This window comes from Acinetobacter sp. CAU_H_S139_7, from assembly GCF_058599305.1.
Genome location: NZ_CM178651.1, coordinates 1,687,436 through 1,707,627 on the forward strand (window position 1 = coordinate 1,687,436; position 20,192 = coordinate 1,707,627).

General features: G+C 40.9%; 10 protein-coding genes, 4 pseudogenes and 1 other annotated feature. Of the genes and pseudogenes, 8 read left to right on the forward strand and 6 right to left on the reverse strand.

The window, feature by feature from the left end; all coding sequences use genetic code 11:
* Window positions 1-31: 31 nt before the first annotated feature.
* The 4 genes from AC4MC0_RS08285 (at window position 32) to AC4MC0_RS08300 (ending at window position 6,036) form a co-directional block, all read left to right on the forward strand.
* Window positions 32-1,354: a TolC family protein gene (locus tag AC4MC0_RS08285; protein WP_491887481.1), complete on the forward strand. Its 1,323-nt coding sequence runs from the start codon at window positions 32-34 to the stop codon at window positions 1,352-1,354.
* A 1-nt stretch (window position 1,355) separates the two neighbouring features.
* Window positions 1,356-2,582, forward strand: a complete 1,227-nt coding sequence (locus AC4MC0_RS08290) for an efflux RND transporter periplasmic adaptor subunit (protein ID WP_004693166.1) — start codon at window positions 1,356-1,358, stop codon at window positions 2,580-2,582.
* Window positions 2,572-5,718: an efflux RND transporter permease subunit gene (locus tag AC4MC0_RS08295; RefSeq protein ID WP_491887482.1), complete on the forward strand. Its 3,147-nt coding sequence runs from the start codon at window positions 2,572-2,574 to the stop codon at window positions 5,716-5,718. Before AC4MC0_RS08290 ends, AC4MC0_RS08295 begins: the two co-directional genes overlap by 11 nt.
* A 204-nt stretch (window positions 5,719-5,922) precedes the next feature.
* Window positions 5,923-6,036 carry a hypothetical protein gene (locus tag AC4MC0_RS08300; protein ID WP_010326689.1) on the forward strand — a complete coding sequence of 38 codons (114 nt, stop codon included), beginning with the start codon at window positions 5,923-5,925 and terminating at the stop codon, window positions 6,034-6,036.
* A gap of 115 nt (window positions 6,037-6,151) precedes the next feature.
* On the opposite strand, the gene AC4MC0_RS08305 is transcribed toward AC4MC0_RS08300, so the two are convergent.
* Window positions 6,152-8,245 (reverse strand): TonB-dependent siderophore receptor, encoded by a 2,094-nt coding sequence (locus AC4MC0_RS08305; RefSeq protein WP_491887483.1) that lies wholly within the window; start codon window positions 8,243-8,245, stop codon window positions 6,152-6,154.
* A gap of 407 nt (window positions 8,246-8,652) precedes the next feature.
* Here AC4MC0_RS08305 and AC4MC0_RS08310 point away from each other — a divergent pair, with 407 nt between their 5' ends.
* The gene (locus AC4MC0_RS08310) at window positions 8,653-10,815 is read left to right on the forward strand and encodes a TonB-dependent siderophore receptor (RefSeq protein WP_491887484.1); all 2,163 of its coding nucleotides are present in this window, start codon (window positions 8,653-8,655) and stop codon (window positions 10,813-10,815) included.
* A 107-nt stretch (window positions 10,816-10,922) separates the two neighbouring features.
* Here AC4MC0_RS08310 and AC4MC0_RS08315 read toward each other — a convergent pair.
* A pseudogene (locus AC4MC0_RS08315) lies at window positions 10,923-11,576 on the reverse strand (asparaginase); the annotation flags it as partial.
* 234 nt (window positions 11,577-11,810) lie between these two features.
* Between AC4MC0_RS08315 and AC4MC0_RS08320 the strand changes: the two are divergent.
* Window positions 11,811-12,230, forward strand: a pseudogene (locus tag AC4MC0_RS08320) (L-asparaginase family protein); the annotation flags it as partial.
* A gap of 116 nt (window positions 12,231-12,346) precedes the next feature.
* Here AC4MC0_RS08320 and AC4MC0_RS08325 read toward each other — a convergent pair.
* A complete protein-coding gene (locus tag AC4MC0_RS08325; protein WP_335997058.1) occupies window positions 12,347-13,045 on the reverse strand; it encodes a DUF1826 domain-containing protein in 699 nt (232 codons plus the stop codon).
* A 277-nt stretch (window positions 13,046-13,322) separates the two neighbouring features.
* Between AC4MC0_RS08325 and AC4MC0_RS08330 the strand changes: the two genes are divergently transcribed.
* A complete protein-coding gene (locus AC4MC0_RS08330) occupies window positions 13,323-13,994 on the forward strand; it encodes a DUF4145 domain-containing protein (RefSeq protein WP_176537661.1) in 672 nt (223 codons plus the stop codon).
* Window positions 13,995-14,124: 130 nt separating this feature from the next.
* Here the strand turns inward: AC4MC0_RS08330 and AC4MC0_RS08335 are convergent.
* The 3 genes and pseudogenes from AC4MC0_RS08335 to AC4MC0_RS08345 all read right to left on the reverse strand — a co-directional run.
* Window positions 14,125-16,881 (reverse strand): annotated as a pseudogene (locus AC4MC0_RS08335) (indolepyruvate ferredoxin oxidoreductase family protein); the annotation flags it as partial.
* A gap of 27 nt (window positions 16,882-16,908) precedes the next feature.
* Window positions 16,909-18,128, reverse strand: a protein-coding gene (locus AC4MC0_RS08340; protein ID WP_491887414.1) for an IS3 family transposase whose coding sequence is annotated in 2 segments (ribosomal slippage) — window positions 16,909-17,852 and window positions 17,852-18,128 — 1,221 coding nt in all. Because the reading frame shifts where the segments join, the coding sequence is not laid out codon by codon here.
* Window positions 17,737-17,853 (reverse strand) — a sequence feature (AL1L pseudoknot). (Overlaps the previous gene by 117 nt.)
* A 49-nt stretch (window positions 18,129-18,177) precedes the next feature.
* Window positions 18,178-18,582, reverse strand: a pseudogene (locus AC4MC0_RS08345) (LysR family transcriptional regulator); the annotation flags it as partial.
* A gap of 242 nt (window positions 18,583-18,824) precedes the next feature.
* On the opposite strand from AC4MC0_RS08345, the gene AC4MC0_RS08350 reads away from it, so the two are divergent.
* The gene (locus AC4MC0_RS08350; RefSeq protein ID WP_491887485.1) at window positions 18,825-20,030 is read left to right on the forward strand and encodes an acyl-CoA dehydrogenase; all 1,206 of its coding nucleotides are present in this window, start codon (window positions 18,825-18,827) and stop codon (window positions 20,028-20,030) included.
* Window positions 20,031-20,192 lie beyond the last annotated feature (162 nt).

A 20,192-nucleotide genomic window follows, 5' to 3' on the forward strand; every position in this document is an offset into this window, starting at 1 on the left:
CCACTTCTTCTAAAAATTAGTGGGAAAAAACATGTCGAATCAATTTAAGGCGTTTATACGCCAAGCCCTTGCTGTGGGCATAACAACAGCCGCAATGCAATGGAGTTTTGCCGAACCGATCAAGACTTTGGATGAAGCTTTAGCAAAAGTAGAGCGCTATCAAAACCAAAGTGAAATTGGACAACAGCGTCAAAGCATTTCAGAGCTGAACATCAAAAACAGTGGCCTATGGCAAAATCCTAGCTTAAATATCAATCAAGATGGTTTGGGTTCAAATACCAATCAAGAGCTCAGTATTGCCATCAGTCAGCCCTTAGATGTTTTTGGACAGCGTAAGCTTAATCAAAAACTCGCAGAAACAGCGCAGCAACAAGGACAGTTACAACAACAACTGTGGACAGCACAAAGCCAATTGGTGGTGAAATTTGCATGGTCTCAGTTGGCTTTGGCACAAGTTGAAAAATCGCTGTACGCAGCACAACTCAAAGTGAGTCAAAACAATTTAGACAGTGCCAAAAAACGTTATCAGGCGGGCAGTATTGCTTTGGTTGACTATGAACGTGCGCAAATCGAAAGTTTGGATATGCAGCGCTTATACCAACAAGCGGTACTGTCAGAACAAGTAGCACAGCGTCAACTCTCAAACCTTTGGGGCGAAACCAAAGCCGATATTCAACTCAATGCGACCTCAATGCCATGGCCAGATCAAAGCGATGCCACAGTACAGCGCTATATTGCTGAAGGTTGGTTGGAAAAGCTATATGCACTGAACATTCAACAGTCCAATTTAAACATTGAAAGTTTAAAAGTGCAGGCACGTCCCAATCCGACCTTAAATGTCGGCATGAAACGGAGCCAAGCACCGAATGAAAGTAGCGATACCACATTAGGTGTCGGCGTGGATATTCCGCTGAATATTTTTAACCGTCAGCAATACAGCATTCCGATGGCCCAGCGTCAGCAAAGCCTGTTGAATCAGCAGCAACAGCGTGAGTTAAAACAGCAAATTTTAGATATCGCCAATGCCATGCATGAACTCAAAGGACTAAATAAACAGTTTAGTTCGATGAGTCAACAAACGTCTTTGGCAGAACAAGTGCAAGTCCGCACGCTGCAAGGTTTTAAAGCGGGAAAGCTGTCCATTACCGACATTCAACAAGCCAACTTACAGCTGCAAAGCATACGCCTTGGGCAGTTGCAGTTATTACGTCAAGCTTGGCAGACTGCATTGAGCGCAGAAGCACTCAGCCTCGGTACTAGCTATGAGCAGATCAGTAGTTCAGATGCTTATAGCCAAATCAGTAAAAATTCAATCGCACAAATACAAGACCTCATCCTTGGCGGAGCACAATAATATGCAACTAAAAAACCAATTTGGAAAAATATCACAGCCATTGATGATTGGGCTTTTGCTCCTCATTACATTTCTCATCGCTGTTGGAATTTGGTTTAGCTCGAAAGATACAACCACTGATGAACATGCGCATGAAGAATCTGAACATTCGGATGAGCCCGAGGCCGAAAAAGGACATGCCGAGGAAGGTGAAATTCAACTGACGGCACAGCAACTGACAGAGCAAGGCATTCAAATCGCTTCAGCTCAACAAGGTGTGGTGTCTCAAGTTACCGTTCTACCCGGAAAGCTTGTGGTCAATACCGATCAGCAAGCACACATTTCGCCAAACTTTGGTGGGCATGTGGAACAGGTGAATGTTGAACTTGGTCAAAACGTACAAAAAGGACAAACCTTAGCTGTACTGTCTGTCCCTGAACTGATTGATCAACAAGCCAATTTGCGGATGGCTCAAGCCAGTTTGGATTTGGCACGTCAAGATTATCAACGTGAACAGCAGTTATGGTCACAGGGCATTTCTGCCAAGCAAGACTACCAACGGGCAGAAAATGCTTACCGACAAGCGCAGATTACTGTGCAATCGGTGCAAAGCCGTTTAAACGCCCTAGGGGCAACAGGTGGGGTAAATGGTCGTTTTGCCATTAAAGCACCCATTTCAGGTGTGATTAGCCAAAAAGATATCGTAGTGGGTGAAAACGTACAATTGGCCGATCAACTTTTTGTGATTGAACAATTTAAAGAGTTATGGCTTGAGTTTAATCTGCCTGCTCAGTACTCAGGTCAGTTACAAGCCAATCAGAGTCTGACATTTAAGCCGAATGCTTCTGAACAAAAATATGAAGCCATTATCCAAAGCTTAACCTCTCAAGCCGATGCACAAACAGGACGCTTGGTGGTACGTGCTAAATTAAAAAGCCAAGCGGCTGAACTACGTCCAAATGTTTTAGTGAATATCTTTTTAGACAATACCAGTTCAAAAACAGCACTTCGCGTCCATAAAAGTGCTATTCAAAACATTGAAGGTCAAACTTCGGTATTTGTGGTCGACGCTGAACAAAAAGGACAAGTGCATTTGAAAGCGCAGCCCGTTCAACTTGGGCAAGCTTCAAATGATGTTCAATGGGTGGAAGTGATTTCAGGCCTAACAGCAGGACAACGCTATGTCAGTCAAGGCAGCTTTGTTCTTAAGTCTGAATTAGAAAAAGGCGAGGCTGATCATGCACACTAATCATGATTTACCCAAGCCTGAGGGTTTGTTTGAACGAATTATTCAGTTCTCTATTCAAAATGCAATTTGGGTCATGCTCTTTGTCTGTACATGGATTGCGGTCGGGGTTTATAGCTATCAAAAACTGCCGATCGATGCAGTGCCCGATATTACCAATACGCAAGTACAAATTAATACCCAAGCCAATGGTTTTACCGCATTGGAGGTTGAGCAGCGGATTACCTATCCAATTGAAACTGCAATGGCGGGTATTCCAGATTTACAGCTGACTCGATCTATTTCACGCTATGGTTTGTCCCAAGTCACTATTGTATTTGAGGATGGCACAGACATCTATTGGGCACGTCAGCAGATTAATCAACGGGTGCAAGAGGTCAAAGCGGACTTACCTAGCGATGTTTCCCCAACCATGTCACCAGTTTCGACGGGTTTAGGTGAAATTTATCAATGGGTCATTAAAGCTGAACCGAATGCCAAAAAAGTGGATGGTACGGCTTATAGCGCGATGGACTTGCGGGAGATCCAAGATTGGATCGTTCGTCCACAATTGCAACGTGTTGCGGGGGTTGCCGAGGTCAACAGTATTGGCGGGTTTAATAAAACCTATGTGGTTGCTCCCGACTTAAACCGTATGCAACAGTTGAATATTTCCTTAAGCCAACTACAAACTGCTTTACAGGAAAATAATGAAAACCGTGGCGCTGGTTATATTGAGGAAAATGGTCAGCAGCTCACAGTGCGTGTTCCGGGGACACTCAACAGTCTTGCAGACATTGAAAATACAACGGTTGCCAGCCCAAATGGGAACCCCATTCGTGTCGCGGATATTGCGCAGGTTTCAATTGATCATGACCTCCGAACAGGAGGAGCAACCTATAACGGCGAAGAAACTGTACTCGGCATCGCTATGATGATGATGGGGGAAAATAGTCGAACGGTGTCTAAAGCTGTAGATGCCAAAATTCAGGAGGTGCAAAGTAGTTTACCGCAAGGTGTCACAATAGAAACGGTTTATGATCGCACGACTTTGGTGGAAAAAGCCATTAAAACGGTGCAAAAGAACTTGGTTGAAGGCGCAATCTTAGTGATTGTGATCCTCTTTTTATTCTTGGGTAATATTCGTGCGGCGTTAATTACGGCCTGTGTTATTCCACTGTCTATGCTATTTACTTTAACGGGTATGGCACAGCAGAACATCAGTGCCAACCTAATGAGTTTAGGGGCATTGGATTTCGGCATTATTGTCGATGGCGCAGTGGTGATTGTTGAAAACTGTATTCGGCGTTTAGCCCATGCACAGCAGTTACTCAAACGCCCGTTAACTCAGTCGGAACGTTTTAAAGAAGTGTTTTTGGCAGCGCGCCAAGCCCGTCGCCCACTCATTTTTGGTCAGCTGATTATTTTGGTGGTGTATTTACCGATTTTTGCACTGACTGGTGTAGAAGCAAAAATGTTCCACCCAATGGCTTTGACGGTTGTACTTGCACTCGTTGCGGCCATTATTTTGTCGATCAGCTTTGTGCCTGCGGCTGTCGCACTTTTTGTTAAAGGGGACATTAAAGAAACTGAAAGCCGTTGGATGCTGTGGCTAAAGGAGCGATATGAGCGGGTATTGGACTGTGCCTATCAGTATAAAGCGGTGGTTTTAACCTTTGCACTGTGCTTGTTGATGTTGACAGGATTACTTGCAACGCGTATCGGCAGTGAGTTTGCACCGCAACTGAGTGAAGGTGACTTTGCTGTACAGCAACTGCGCTCACCAAGCACAGGCTTAGAAGAATCACTTCGTATTCAGGAAAATACAGAAAAGCTACTTTTGAAAAAATTCCCTGAAATACACGCTATTTTTGCGCGGACAGGCACTGCAGAAGTGGCGACCGATGTAATGCCTCCAAATATTTCTGATGGTTACGTCATGCTGAAACCCCGTGATGCATGGCCAAATCAAAAAGAAACACTGGATGAATTGCGTAGCCGCATGCAGGCCTATTTAGCAACATTGCCCGGTAACAACAGTGAGTTTTCTCAACCAATTGAACTGCGTTTCAATGAGTTAATATCGGGTGTACGTAGCGATGTCGGTGTCAAAATCTTTGGCGATGATATGCAAGTATTAAATGCGGAAGCTGAAAAAATCAGTAAATTGATTCAACAAGTTTCAGGCAGTACCGCCGTTAAAGTTGAACAAACATCGGGTTTACCTTTGCTCAATGTGGAAATTGATAAAAGCTTGGCAGCCCAATATGGCCTAAGTGTCAAAACTATACAAGACTATGTGTCAGCCAGCATTGGTGGGCAAAATGTTGGTGAAATTTTACAGGGCGACCGCCGTTTTGACTTTGTCATTCGGCTCAGTGAGCAAGATCGTAGTGTCAATGGGATTGCGCAACTGCCAATACATCTTCCAAATGGTGGCAGTATTTTACTCACCGATATTGCCACTGTAAAAATGATGGATGGCATCAATCAAGTCAGCCGTGAAAATGGCAAACGTCGTGTGATTGTCACGGCGAATGTGGAAGGGCGCGATTTAGGTTCTTTTGTCACAGAGGTACAAAATCAGCTTAAGCAGTATCCTCTACCAAGTGGATACTGGATTGAGTATGGGGGTCAGTTTGAAAATTTGGCCTCGGCACAGGCTCGAATGCAGATTGTGATTCCACTGGCATTATTGACGATCTTTATTTTGCTGATGGCTGTTTTCCATAACATCAAAGAAAGCTTGCTGGTGTTCACGGGTGTTCCATTTGCCCTAACTGGTGGTGTGCTTTTCTTGTGGTTAAGAGACATTCCTTTGTCAATGTCGGCGGGCATTGGTTTCATTGCCTTGTCTGGCGTTGCCGTTTTAAATGGTTTGGTCATGCTGACCTTCATTAAAGAGTTAAGAGGGCAATACCGCTTACATGAAGCCGTTTGGCAGGGAGCGATTTTGCGATTAAGGCCTGTTTTAATGACCGCTTGTGTGGCGTCCTTAGGTTTTGTGCCGATGGCGCTTGCCACAGGCACAGGAGCAGAGGTTCAACGTCCACTGGCGACCGTGGTGATTGGTGGAATTATTTCTTCGACGTTATTGACCTTGGTGCTATTGCCAGTGTTGTATCGTTGGATGAATGCAAAAAAAGAAACGAAAGTTTAATCCCTTAATCAGTTGAAGCATGGGGAGGCAAAATAGTCTCCTCATACTTTTTTATAATACTTGATATCAGTCTGATCACTTTTGGGAGTTAAAATGGCAAAACTGTTATAGTCTGTTATATTTTTTTCACAAAGAACTGTATCTGTCCTTTCGTATAGGACACCTTAGAATAATGAATATAGATAGAGCGTTGAGGTATTGAAAATGAACTTTTTACTGAAGAAAAATAGAGCTTGGTTTGTATTCTTTATCATTACTTTATATTCGTTTCTTGGATTTTTTCTTGGATTTATCATTTGGGAATACTTTTTGAAGTAAGTACATAGTAACGCTAAAGAAAACTAAGGCAGCTAATACTTCAGAAACTAATCAGAATCTTATTTTTCTAACACCAGACTTGACTCCTAACGAAACAAGTCTGGTTGTATAAACCTTAAAACTTCCATTGCACCGAGACAGATGCATTTAAAGGATCGCCGGGTTGAATCCACATATCACTATAACTTGCAACATAGTACGTTTCGTCTAAGAGATTGTGCACATTGAACTGATAACGTAGCTGATCTGTTGGCGCATAATAAGCATTTAGATTCAACAAAGTATACTCAGGTAAGTTGAAGCCGTTATCTGTACTGTGTCCACTACGTTTGCCCACATAGATTGCCGTTGCACCGAGTCCAACTTTGTCTGCATTGGCAAGGGTCCATTCATAGTTGCTACTGATAGAGCCGCTGTGCCTCGGCACATTGCTGAGTCGTGATCCTTTAGCAAGAATTTGGTCTTTTTCAACTTGGGCGTCTGTGTAGCTATAATTGGCACGTATAGAGAATTGATCATTGAGCTGTGTCTCTAGATCGAGCTCTAGCCCCTTACTTGAGACTTCTCCAGCGGTAATTTGATAGTTACTATCTGCTGGATCTGTGGTTAAGACATTCTCTTTATCCATTTTAAAGAGGGCTAAGCTCAACAAACTCTGTGGGGTAATCCGATATTTCCCACCAATCTCATAGCTTTTTCCTTTTTCAGGGTTAAACATATCGCCATTTCGGTCCATGCCACTGTTGAGCGCAAAGGATTCTCCATAGTTGGCATACCATGACCAACGATCATTCAGTCGATAGTTTAAACCCAAGCGTGGACTGGTTTGTTGTAAATCCTTTTTACTGGATGTACCTGCAAGTTTATTTTGAAAGTCTTGGGTGACGTGATCAAAGCGCGCACCAAACAGCACACTCCATTGATCATTGAGGAAAATTTGATCTTGTAGATTCAGTGCAAAATAGCGTTGCTGTTCTTCGGTGTTAATGAAAAGTGGAAGCTCGGGTAAGTATTGTCCATAAATAGGATCATAGATATCAATGCTATTTGGCACGCTACTACTGTGGTTTCGACGCAGTTGTAATTGACGATACTTCATCTGCCCAAGTTCTGTGCTCAAAAGTACTTCATGACGGGCCCAGTCTTGTTGGATCGTCCCAAGAACTTCTGTTTGAAAGAGAAAGTCATCACTTTTATTGTCACGGTAGCGACGCTGGCGCTCTAATGTCTGCCCATCACTTTGAATACGACGAGGTTCACTGGAAAAGCCTTTGAGCTGAGTATCTTTCACACTAAGAGCATTATTCATTTTCCAGTCATCATTAAACTGATGTGCAAGTCGAAGCTGATAGAAATGATCTTTTTGAATATGATCACCATCATCAGGTTCGCCTGTAAATGTTTTGGGGTCCATCACAAATTGTTTTTGATAACTACTTACACCACGGTCGAAGGTTCCATCTTGTCGGGTAAATTCACTGTCAAAATCTAATTGGGTTGAATCTGAAATTTTCCATGTGAGTTGGGGGGAGAAAAACCAACGCTCACTCTGCACATGATCACGAAAACTTTGATTATCTTCATGTGCGACCGCAATACGATAAGCCACAGCATCACTGATTGGGGCAGTATGTTCAAAACTAGCACGGTATTTTTCTAAACTATTGGCACGTAAATTCACTTCTGAAGAACGTTCCCATTCAGGCTTTTTAGTGTTGATATTCAGTAGACCGCCAGCTTCCCCGCGGCCATAGAGCGCAGCCATTGGACCTTTTAAAAAGTCGAGAGATTCAATATTCACCATATCTCGCGGAGCGCTGAGACCACGGTTGACACTCAGACCATTTCTGATGATTTGTGCCCCAATATTGGGGTCTGTACTAAAACCTCTAAATGAAAAGTTATCCCAAAAGCCGCCACCATAATTGGTTTGACTATAGACCCCACTCACTTGTGTGAGTGCATCGTCAATACGTTGCACATCTTGTTGCTGAATTAACGCTTTGGAAAACACACTTCGACTAAATGGCACGTCTAAAATGTCATGTGAAAACTTAGTCATTGCGGTGCTTTGTTGAAGGTTTTCACCCTCAGTTTCGGCTTGCAATTGGATGGTCTGGAGTACTTCTGTTGAAGTTTCGGCCCAAGTGAAAGAACTCAGTAGGCTTAAATATAAACTAGAAGATAGAATGGAGAATTTATTCATCATGAAGGAGAGTAGTTTAGATTTTGTATTGTTATGTTATAACATTTTAATAAATTTGTATTTAAAAAATCATTTTAAAAACGAAAAATGGCTTAAAAAATTGAAATAAATCAACCTAAGCTTTTAGGTTCCAATCCACAAAACACTGTTTCAAGTCAGCTAAAGTCCCAATACCATATGCTGTATCAAATACGACTGAAGATATGGAACGCAGATCAAAGTTATAATTTAAAAGCAAGCGGTTAAACTATAAACTCAATTTCTAAACCTACACACTCAAAGCTATCTCCCAATAATTTAAAAAAAGCTGAGATATGTTGAATAATGTGCTTGTTCATTCTACAAAAATTGTGAATACTCATGCCGCAAAATTCAGGCTGTAAATTTATCTTTTGGGGTTAGCAACGACAGTGAAAACGTATCCATTTTCTCGTTTACAAAAAGCATTATTGGCGGTTGGTTCATTTTCATGTCTAGGTCTGAACTCGGTATGGGTACATGCGGCAGAAGAGAGTGATGTGGAGCAACTCGCAACCATTACAACCACGGCTCAAACTGAACAACTGGCTTATTATCAACCCAAAGTTAATTTGTCTGGGTTTGGTCAGCAAAACCTTGCAGCCATTCCAGCATCTATTCACACCGTGACTGCTGAACTGATCGCAGATCAACATGCTAAAACACTAAGCGATGTGGTAAAGAACGATGCGTCCGTTGGGGATGGCTATGCACCCATTGGTTACTATGCAAACTTTGTGATGCGTGGATTTAGCTTAAATGCGGGATCCAGTTATTTATTGAACGGTAATTTGCTACGCGGTGAGCAAAATGTAGCGCTTGAAAATAAAGAGCAAGTCGAAATACTCAAAGGCATGAGCGCGATTCAAAGTGGGATGTCGACCCCAGGTGGAGTCGTGAATTATGTAAGTAAACGCCCCAAAGATGTCCAATCTTTAACTCTTGAAGCAGATAGTCATGGCGGTAGTCGTGTGGCAACAGACTTTGGTGGATGGCTTGGAGACAATCAACAGTTTGGTTATCGTGTGAATGCAGCGTATGAAGACATTCATCCCTATGTTGAACATGCTGACGGTATACGTTTGTTTGGTTCCTTGGCTTTAGACTGGAAAATTTCAGATCGTTCAAAACTTGAATTTGATCTTGAATCACAGCGTCAAAAACAGCGTTCGGTACCGGGCTATCAGCTATTGGGCGGTGAAACTATACCGACAGGAGTGGAATGGGATCGTTTGCTAGGCTATCAAAGCTGGAGTAAACCTGTCACTAATGAAAGTCTAAATACGAGTCTTAAATATAGTTATCAAATCAATGATAACTGGAGTAGCAATCTGTCGGCTTCACAAAGCCGTGTGGTCGTAGATGATTACTCAGCTTTTGCCTATACCTTTGATACTGATGGTAACTATGACATTTATGATTTCCGCAGCCCAGATGATAGCTATCTGACCAATCAATTTAAAACGGGCTTAAACGGAGCATTCAACACTGGAGCATGGCAACATAGCCTGAGTTTAGAGTTATCACATGCTTACAAACGTCATACTCAGTATGAATCTACTTATAGTATGGTGAATGTTGGCGCTGGAAATATTTATAATGATCCTATTACTCACACACCGAATGACAGAGATTTAGGTAATCATTACAAATCATTGGATAGTCAACAAACAGCTCTCAATGTGTTGGATCAAATTGAATTTAATGATACTTGGTCAGTTTTGCTAGGCGGTAAGCTTTTACATTTAAATGAAAGTGCCTATGCTGCGAATGGCAACAGTCTTCGTGATACCGACTTCAATCGCTTCTTGCCACAGCTTGCGTTGATGTATCAGCCTTGGCAGAACACTCATCTGTATGCTTCTTATGCCAAAGGAATCAGCGACGGCAGTCAAGCGCCATGGTCTGCCTATGGTAATCCGGATAAAGGCATCGTAGGAAATGCCTTTGAAACTTTAGCACCAAGACGCTCAACTCAATATGAGTTAGGTCTTAAACAGCAATGGCAAGAGCTACTGTTTACTGCCGCATTGTTTGACTTAACACAAGACCATCAATATACCAACTTAGACAATTACTATGTCACCGATGGTGAACAGCATAATCTAGGTTTGGAATTGGGCTTGCAAGGTCGCATTGCTGAAAATCTAGATATGACATCGACTTTGGCTCTGACCCGTTCACGTTTGGAAGATATACAGGTAGATGCTTATAAAGGACATCAAACTCAAAACGTACCGACGGTTCGTTTTGCCAGTCATGTGTCTTATCAAATGCCTCAAGTAGAAGGTTTACGTTTACTCGCAGGTATGCAATACAGCAGCAGTAAATATGCCAACAAAACGGGGACGGTTAAAGTTTCAGGCTATACCGTATTCGATGCGGGTGCAGCTTATAACTTCCGTGCTTATGGTTATGACAATATGCTTCGCTTGAATGTGGACAACCTGTTCAATAAAAAATACTGGCGAGATGCAGGAAGCTTTTTCGGGGATGACTATTTATTTCTGGGTACACCACGTACAGCACAATTTTCATGGACTGTGAACTTCTAGAGGCTTTGTTGCACAAAGATTTCATAACTATATGATTTTAAAAGTTTTGATTATTTTTTGATCCAAAATTAAATTTATTTAAATCAGATGCTTACATATTTATGCAACAAAGCCTTTCTAAACCAATATGGTTTTCCTTCAACTAAGGTTCCAAGCGCACCCCATTGGCTCATAAATGCATTAGTATGGATATTAATTGTTTTTGAAACATCTCGTGCTGCAAAAATGTCATCATTCATGAGCACAAAAGTTCCTTTACCTTTTGCACTATCATCAGCAGCAACCGCAACCGCACTATAAAGATTCAACGGGCCATCTGCAGAAAGTGCGGTACTTGGACGCATTGACCCAACCAATACAATTGGCTTGTCTGAATGAATCACTAAATTTAAAAAGAAAGCTGTTTCTTCTAGGGTGTCTGTTCCATGTGTAATCACAACACCATTCACATCAGGCTTTTTAAGTAAGTCATTGACTTGACGTGCAAGGGATAATAATTCTTTATCCGTAATAGTTTCTGATGCAACTTGCATTGCCTGCACACCAGTTACATTGGCAAGGTTTTGAATCTGGGGAACTGCATTTAATAATGCATCTACAGGAACTTTTGCCGCAGTATAGGTTGCACTATTGGTAGAGCTTGCACCAGCACCTGCAATCGTTCCACCAGTAGCGACAACAACGACATTATTTTTGGCAAATGCTACACATGGGAGTAATAGGCTTAAACTGAGTGTCAAAGCTGAAATCGTTTTTTTCATAGGTCATCCTTTTTGAGTCATTTTATTCTTAGCATTATTCATACCATAGTAAAATTACTGGAAAAAGATAGGATTGTATAGATGTAGAAATTGTGTTTTATGTCGATCACAGTTCTTAAAGGCTTTGTTGCATAAATATGTAAGCATCTGATTTAAATAAATTTAATTTTGGATCAAAAAATAATCAAAACTTTTAAAATCATATAGTTATGAAATCTTTGTGCAACAAAGCCGTTTAGAAATACAGCGAAACGTCATAATAAGAGCTCAGAATTTAATATTGAAAACATTAAAGGTGATAGCTTACCGCTGGTACAAATTGTTTATGGTTCAGGCAATATGTTGCCAGATGCATACACGGCTTATGCGAAAGCAGGGGCAAAAGCTATTATTCATGCAGGTACAGGGAATGGCTCGGTAGCCAATTATATTGTCCCAACTTTAACTGACTTACAAAAACAAGGTGTACAAATTATTCGTTCATCTCGCGTGCCTCAAGGTTTTGTTCTTAGAAATGCAGAACAACCAGATGACAAATATGGTTGGGTCGTCGCACATGATCTTAACCCGCAAAAAGCTAAATTACTTGCTGCACTTGCTTTAACAAAAACCAAAGATGCAAAGGAAATTCAACGCATTTTCTGGGATTACTAATATCAATAACTGCGAACTTGCATAGCAACTTTTTCACCTAAGCACCTTAAAAATTTAAGGTGCTTTTTACCGTCTATAAATAGATCAAACTCATCGATTCTATATCGAATAAATATTTAACAAATCAATAGCAATCTATATTCACTATCCTTTTCGATAGGCGCTCTATGTATACAGGGCAAGACCTTTTGCGTTGGATGATCTACTGCCAGTCGCCAAAGATGTCCTAAGCCTAAATTCACAGGTTTAGCATTCGGTTTAGGCTGATAATGCAGATCAAAGAAATACTCTTCTAGGAAAGTTTCAAATTCAGTTTCTGGGCCATCATGTAGTTCTTTGAGTTTTTCTCTGATTTCAGGAATCAAAATCTTTTGCTCTACCTGATCATTGGCCACGATATCACTTGCAGCGCCGTGGTAGGTGCATAAGAAAGTATCTGTTTCAATCGGTGAGCGGTCAATATGAAACGAATATACATCTGTTGAAATAAAATCTAGCTCGTCATCACGCTCATAATATTTTAGTAAATTAAGCGAAGGGGATGCGCCAAAATCAGTTAAAAGCAGTATATCGCTTAAAATAATTTCCCGTGCAAAATCACCATGTTCTGAAAGTTGCAATGCTAAAAGATCTTCAACGGAAACTTCTGTAATATTTTCTTTTAACTCTAGTTTAGCCACAATTTCTTTAAAATCTCCAACCAAATTTCTATGCCAGCAAAGGGCATTCATATCGCCGTGAAAATTTGAATTGATAAGTTCAGAGAAAGAGGAAACTACACTAATTTGGGCGTTGTCAGAAAACGGATTTTTCATAGCAGATGTAAGTATTAAAGCATGTTCAATATTATACGTTTAGTTTGATCATAGGAATGCTGAATAATTCATGACATAGATTGGTTTTTTAAAATTTAAAGTTAGCGAGAGTTAGCAATTATTAAGCATTTCATCAGGAATTGATGATTAGGATAATCGGCACCGTGAATTATAATTTTTAAATTTACGGTGCTGATTTGTGGCAACAACGGCGTTGTGTTAGCTACCGTCTTTAGATATTCTATTTAAGAAGAATGACTTAATACTTGAGAAAAATATGGCCCAAAAAATACTAGATCGCTTTTCTTCATTAGTAAATGAAGGTAATTCAATTTATCAAAAATTTGAGAGTAGTGGATCTGGTTATAATGCAGAACTAAATTCAGATTTTATTGAATGGCAAATGAAATCTAAAAATATTTTAAGTATTACTTGTGGTGAAGAATCACATTATTTATCTCAGTTTAAAACAAATCTTAAAGCAGGAATGGCTGATACCAATAAATCAATATTAAATCGTGTAATTCCAATTTTAAGAGCTGCTGAAGACGATTTAAAAAATGGTTTTTTAATTACTATCAAACAGCTAGTTCAATCTGAAGTATTTGATAGTGAGTTAGATCAAGCTAAACACTTTTTTGATTCTGGCTATTTGGTAGCTGCTGCGGTTACGGCAGGTGTGGTATTAGAAACGTCAATTAAAGAACTTTGTAAAAACAATGGTATAGATATTTATCTACCTGATTCGACTAAGTCTAAAAAATTGGATGTGCTTAATGCTGCATTAAAAAATGCAGATGTTTATAATATTCTTCAACAAAAAAAGATTACAGCATTAGCAGATGTGAGAAATAATGCTGCTCATGGAAATGTTGATCAATTTTCAAAAGAAGATGTAATAGATATGATTAGAGATATTGAAAGATTCTTACTAACGTATTCATCATAAAAAGAACCTCCGCTATCTAATTGTGAATTCTAATTTCAAATCAGAAAATAAATATTAAGTAGCTGAACATGATTAATACAACCCCAGTTTGATCCTGCATCAGCTACTTAATTAGATAAAGCTCTTTCCTTTATTCATGATCTTTACCAAGACTCAATGCAAGCTCATCCCAACGTTGAATCGCTGTGTCCATTGCTTGCATTTTGACATGACCAAAACCACGTACATCTGCTGGTAATTGAGCGATTTGTTCAGCAACAGATAAGTCATAATTTTCAGGTTCAGAACTGATGGCTTTGACAAATGCGATATAACGATCACGCCAAGCCTGTTCTTTTTGACGTTCTTGCTGTAAAGCAAATGGATCAAGGAACGTTTCTCGAAGCCATTGTAGGCGAGCAAGAATCATCATCGGAATACGCATCCAATATCCGAAAGCACGTTTGCGTATGCTGCCATGAGCACCCAAAGCTGGTGGTGCTAAGTGATAGGTTAAACGTAAACCTTGACCAAACTGGGTTTCAATCGATTGTTTAAAGCTTTTTCCTGTGAGTAAGCGTGCAACTTCATATTCATCTTTATACGCCATGACTCTATATAATTGTGTCGCAATGGTTCCAGTTAATTCTTCGGGTAAAACTTTGGTAGCTTGTTCCATCAGAGTTCGATACTGAGCTGCATAATCTTGATTCCAATACTCAACCAAACGAGCAGAGCGATCTTGAATGAGTTCAGCCAGCGTGGTTGGTTTATTCGTCGTTGGTATCGTTGCAATAATGCGTTTGGCTAAGTCAGGATCACTCATCAGATGACAACCGATACGGAAAGCTTCAAGGTTTTTTTCAGTAGCCGTATCATTTAAATGGATTGCCTTTTCAAGACTTTCACGTTTCAACGGAATTTGACCTGCTTGCCAAGCCATGCCAAGTAAGATTTGATTTGCAAAGATTGCATCACCTAAAACCTGTGTGGCAATACGTGTTACAGGTAAAGAAGTGAGTTTTCCTTGAGTCGTTCGACCACGAAGTCGGTGAATCAAATCTGTAATTGGCGCATACCAAACACGAGATTGAAGGAAATCAGAAGTAGGGGAACTATCTTCATTGACGATGATAACAGCATCAGATTTTAGACGAGAAAGTGCCGCATTACTGCCTGCAACAATCGCATCTGCACCGATTAAAACATCACATTGTCCCGCAGGGATTTTAGTTGCGGAGATTTGCTCATCACAAGAAAAGTCTTTGTTACAACTGCTTTGATTAATTTGACGTTTGGTTCCTAATACCGTTTCAACGGGTTCAATCGATAAACAGTTCGATTGTTTAGAACAGTCACCGCAACCTTCACAAATCTCACTATTGATAAAAATGCGTTCAGCAACATCAGGATAAGCATTGCGTTTACGACGACGACGTTTTTCACTGGCACAGGTTTGAACATAAATTAACGCCGTAACCCCAGAAATTTCACGTAATTTGCGTTGCACATCGTCTAGCTCATTTCTGTGGTAAATCTCGACATGAGCAGCAATACCTTCTTCGGCATGAATCAGCCTAGGTTCATCCGTGACGATGACTTGTTTTGTGATGCCTTCCGCATCAAGTTGTCGGGTTAACTGTGCCACGCTGAGATGACCATCGACATGCTGTCCTCCCGTCATTGCCACTGCGTCGTTATAGAGAATTTTGTAGGTCATATTGAGTTTTGCTGCGATCGCTTGACGTATAGCAAGATAACCTGAATGGAAATAGGTTCCATCGCCTAGATTGGCAAAAATATGCTTTTCATTGGTGAAATGAGAAGCGCCCGCCCAACTCACACCTTCACCCCCCATTTGCGAGAATGTTTCTGTTCCATGATTTTGTAAAACAGCAATAAAATGACAACCGATTCCACCTAATGCACGACTACCTTCGGGTAATACTGTGGATGAGTTGTGAGGGCAACCACTACAAAAGAATGGTTTACGTTCTGCAATATCCAGAACACGCCGTGACTCGTACTCTGCTTTTTGTAATAACTCAACTCTATTTTCAATCTGTGTTTTTAAGCTTTCTGGAAGATCTAATTTTAAGAATCGAGCTGCCAACATTTTTGCAATCGGTTCAGGTTGGAACTCATAGTGACCAATCAAAGGCGCTTCATCAATCGATGTACTCCATTCACCTTTGCCATCACAAGCTTTACCGATGATACGAGGGCGTTTGCCATCTGGAAGTGCATAGAGTTCATCTTTAATTTGAGCTTCAAGAATAGGGCGTTTTTCTTCTACAACAATCAGCTCTTCTAAACCTTCGGCAAATTCACGCAGACCTTGCGGTTCTAAAGGCCAAATTAATGCTACTTGATACACTCGCAGTCCGAGCTGTTGCGATGTTTCATCTTCAATTCCGAGAATACGTAACGCTTCAATCGTATCTAAATAACCTTTACCACTTGCTGCAATGCCAATACGCGCATCAGGACAATGCCATGTCACCTGATTTAGTTGATTTTCACGTGCATAAGCCAATACAGCGGGTAAGCGATATTGATAAAGACGTTCTTCTTGTTGAATGCCGTGATCAGGCCAACGAATGTTGACACCATCTTCAGGCATTTGAATATTTTGGGGTAAAACAGGAGTAACTCGATCTAAATCCACATGAACAGAAGCCGAGGTTTCGACAATTTCACTGACCAACTTCATCGACGTCCATACACCCGAAAAGCGTGACATGGCGACCGCATGTACACCTAAATCAAGAACTTGCTGTATTGAAGTCGGGTAAAAAATTGGAATGCCACAACCAATCATCACGTGTTCTGACTGGTGTGGAATACTTGACGATTTACAAGAGTGGTCATCACCAAAGAAGGCAACCACACCACCTTGAACCGTACCGACTATATCGGAGACAGTTTATTTAAGTTATGCAACACAATCTAAGGTGTTGATTTTATCATAGTACATATTTTCAAACTCAAATGGTGAAACATAGCCAATAGAACTATGTAGCCGCTTTTTGTTAAACCAGTCTACCCAATTCAATGTAGCTAATTCAACATCAGCTAAGCCTAACCAATCAGATTTCAAATATTCAATCACCTCCGTTTTATATAAACCATTCACTGTTTCAGCCAGTGCATTATCATACGAGTCTCCCGTTGTTCCTACAGAGGCTCTTAAGTTCGCAGTTTCCAATCGCTGAGTATAGCGGATTGAAAGATACTGCACCCCTCGGTCACTATGATGAATCACATTCTTAGGCATACCCCGACTATTGAGTGCATGCTCAAGGGCATGAAGTACCATATCGGTATTCATTCGGGTGGAAACTTTCCAACCAACGATTGCTCGTGAGAACACATCAATGATAAATGCCGTATATACCCACCCAGAATGAGTCTGAATATAGGTAAAGTCAGCGACCCAAAGGTTGTTGGGATGTTGAGCTGTGAAATCACGCTTAACTAAATCATCAGCTCTTTTTTGCTGATCATCATGATGTGTCGTACGCTTATTCTTACCACGCCATACACCTTGTATTTCAAGTTGTTTCATCAAGCGTGTTACCGTGCAGAGGGCAATAGAATATCCTTCTTGTTTAAGTTGTTGCCAAACTTTACGAATGCCATAACGCCCATGGCTCTCTTGCCAAATTAACTTAATTTGCTCAGCATAATGTTGATCGTGTAAATCTCGTTTCGAACGCTTTTCAGGGTTCTGTACTAGATCAAGCTGGCGATAGTAAGTGGATGAGGCAATTGGCAATATTTGACAAATCGCTTCAACACCATACAGGGCTTTATGATCACGAATGAAATCAACCATTATTTGTGTGGGCGGCCTAACTCCGCCTGTGCGAAAAAAGCAGCTGCCTTACGAAGAATTTCATTGGCTCGTTGTAGCTCTTTGTTTTCACGTTCTAGTTGTTTGATACGCTGTTGATCTGACAGAAGTTGCACTACGGCTGGATTCTGTAGTTGTTTATGTTTTTGATGCCAAGCACGCAAAGTTTCAGGGGTACAACCGATTTTAGGAGCAATAGCTGTAATTGCAGCCCAAGTAGAAGGATAATCTTGTTCAGATTCAAGCAGCAAACGTACTGCTCGTTCTTTGATTTCTGCGGTGTATTTTAATCTTGTCATAGCGACATTCTCTCAAGAAAATGTGTCTCCTACAATCTCGGTACGGTTCAAAAGGTCGTGTACTAGTTTCTAAATGGACAGTAATTTCAGGATAGATCTGATTAAAGGTTTGTAACTTTGGTAACAACCAGCGTGTAGCAAATGTAGGCACCACTCCTAGTTTTAAAGTACCTCCTTGTCCTTTGTGCGCAATAACATCTAGTGTGGTCTGTTCTAATCCCTTTAGATAGGGCGTAATACTTTTGAAATATTGTTGGCCTACATATGTTAATTCTACGCCATGGCGTGTTCGGGTAAATAAGGGAACATCTAAATAGTTTTCTAGTTGTTGTATTTGTCTCGAAACAGCACTTTGAGTTAAAAACAGTTATTGGGATGCATGCGTATAGCTAGCATGACGTGCTGCCGATTCAAAACATAAAAGTGCTTGCAAAGAAGGAATTTTGCGGCGCATAGATCATCCTTGAAAATATTAAGATATCAATAAATTACATATCATTATGTTATGACTATACAACTTAAGTGTAAAAACCTTCAATCATCCTGATAATTTAAGTTTAAGAATTTTAAATTAAATAAAGTATGCGGAAAACGCATAACTGCATGCATATTTATTGTTTGAAAGAAAGACGATTCACGCATACAGTCAATCCAAGAATAATACAACACATGGACTTAAAGGTTGGTGAGGACACTATGAATCAAATGGTAAATTCTAAAAAAGTAAGTAAATCAAATTTTAACTGGCAAGACCTGTTTCTGATAGAACAGCAACTCACAGAAGTGGAGCGCATGATTCGTGATGCAGCAGCTGCTTACTGTCAAGACAAGCTGATGCCAAGGGTATTAGAGCAGTTCCGCCATGAAAAAACTGATCCAGCTATTTTCCGTGAAATGGGTGAATTAGGGTTGCTGGGTCCAACCATTCCTGAACAGTACGGTGGTGCTGGTTTAAATTATGTCAGCTATGGCCTGATTGCACGTGAAGTCGAGCGAGTCGACTCAGGTTATCGTTCAATGGCCAGCGTACAAAGTTCACTGGTCATGGTGCCGATTCATGAATTTGGTTCTGAAGAGCAAAAACAGAAGTATTTACCAAAATTAGCCACAGGGGAGTTTATTGGCTGTTTCGGCTTGACTGAACCAGATCATGGTTCGGATCCGGGCAGCATGATTACCCGTGCTAAAAAAGTCGAAGGCGGTTATCGCTTAACTGGCGCAAAAATGTGGATTACCAATAGTCCGATAGCAGATGTATTCGTGGTCTGGGCCAAGGAAGTATCCGCTGAGGGTAATGTCGGTGACATTCGCGGATTTATCATGGAAAAAGGCTGGGAAGGGCTTTCAGCACCTGCGATTCATGGCAAGGTCGGCTTGCGTGCATCGATCACTGGTGAAATTGTGATGGATAACGTGTTTGTACCGGAAGAGAATGCATTTCCAGAAGTCCGTGGCTTAAAAGGTCCATTTACCTGTCTGAACAGTGCGCGTTACGGGATTGCTTGGGGGGCCATGGGCGCAGCAGAATATCAATACACCATGGATCGTAAACAGTTTGGCCGGCCACTTGCTGCCAATCAGTTGATCCAGAAAAAACTGGCCGATATGCAAACTGAAATTGCACTCGGCTTACAGGTGGCTTTACGCTTTGGTCGTATGAAAGATGAAGGTATCGCATCAGTCGAAGGTACGTCTTTAATTAAGCGTAACAACTGTGGTAAAGCTCTAGATATTGCACGTCTGGCACGTGACATGATGGGTGGTAACGGGATCTCTGATGAATTTGGCGTAGCACGCCATCTGGTTAATCTGGAAGTAGTTAATACCTATGAAGGTACCCATGATGTTCATGCGTTAATTTTAGGACGCTCACAAACTGGAATTGCCGCATTCGGTAACTAATTTAGTTCTTCAATTCAGGATGTCTATTCATAGGCATCCTTGAGACTTTTTTGTCTCAAAAAAATCAATAATTAACTTAAATTAAAGGATTCATCGTGAAACATTCTTGTAAATCTGTGCGTTTGCAAGCTTAAAGTTCAAATGGAACGATAGAAAAATAAT

Coding starts and splice junctions, on each gene's coding strand:
- AC4MC0_RS08295 (WP_491887482.1), top strand. CDS start 2,572: ATGCACACTAATCATGATTTACCCAAGCCTGAGGGTTTGTTTGAACGA.
- AC4MC0_RS08300 (WP_010326689.1), top strand. CDS start 5,923: ATGAACTTTTTACTGAAGAAAAATAGAGCTTGGTTTGTATTCTTTATC.
- AC4MC0_RS08305 (WP_491887483.1), bottom strand. CDS start 8,245: ATGATGAATAAATTCTCCATTCTATCTTCTAGTTTATATTTAAGCCTA.
- AC4MC0_RS08350 (WP_491887485.1), top strand. CDS start 18,825: ATGAATCAAATGGTAAATTCTAAAAAAGTAAGTAAATCAAATTTTAAC.
- AC4MC0_RS08325 (WP_335997058.1), bottom strand. CDS start 13,045: ATGAAAAATCCGTTTTCTGACAACGCCCAAATTAGTGTAGTTTCCTCT.
- AC4MC0_RS08290 (WP_004693166.1), top strand. CDS start 1,356: ATGCAACTAAAAAACCAATTTGGAAAAATATCACAGCCATTGATGATT.
- AC4MC0_RS08285 (WP_491887481.1), top strand. CDS start 32: ATGTCGAATCAATTTAAGGCGTTTATACGCCAAGCCCTTGCTGTGGGC.
- AC4MC0_RS08330 (WP_176537661.1), top strand. CDS start 13,323: ATGGCCCAAAAAATACTAGATCGCTTTTCTTCATTAGTAAATGAAGGT.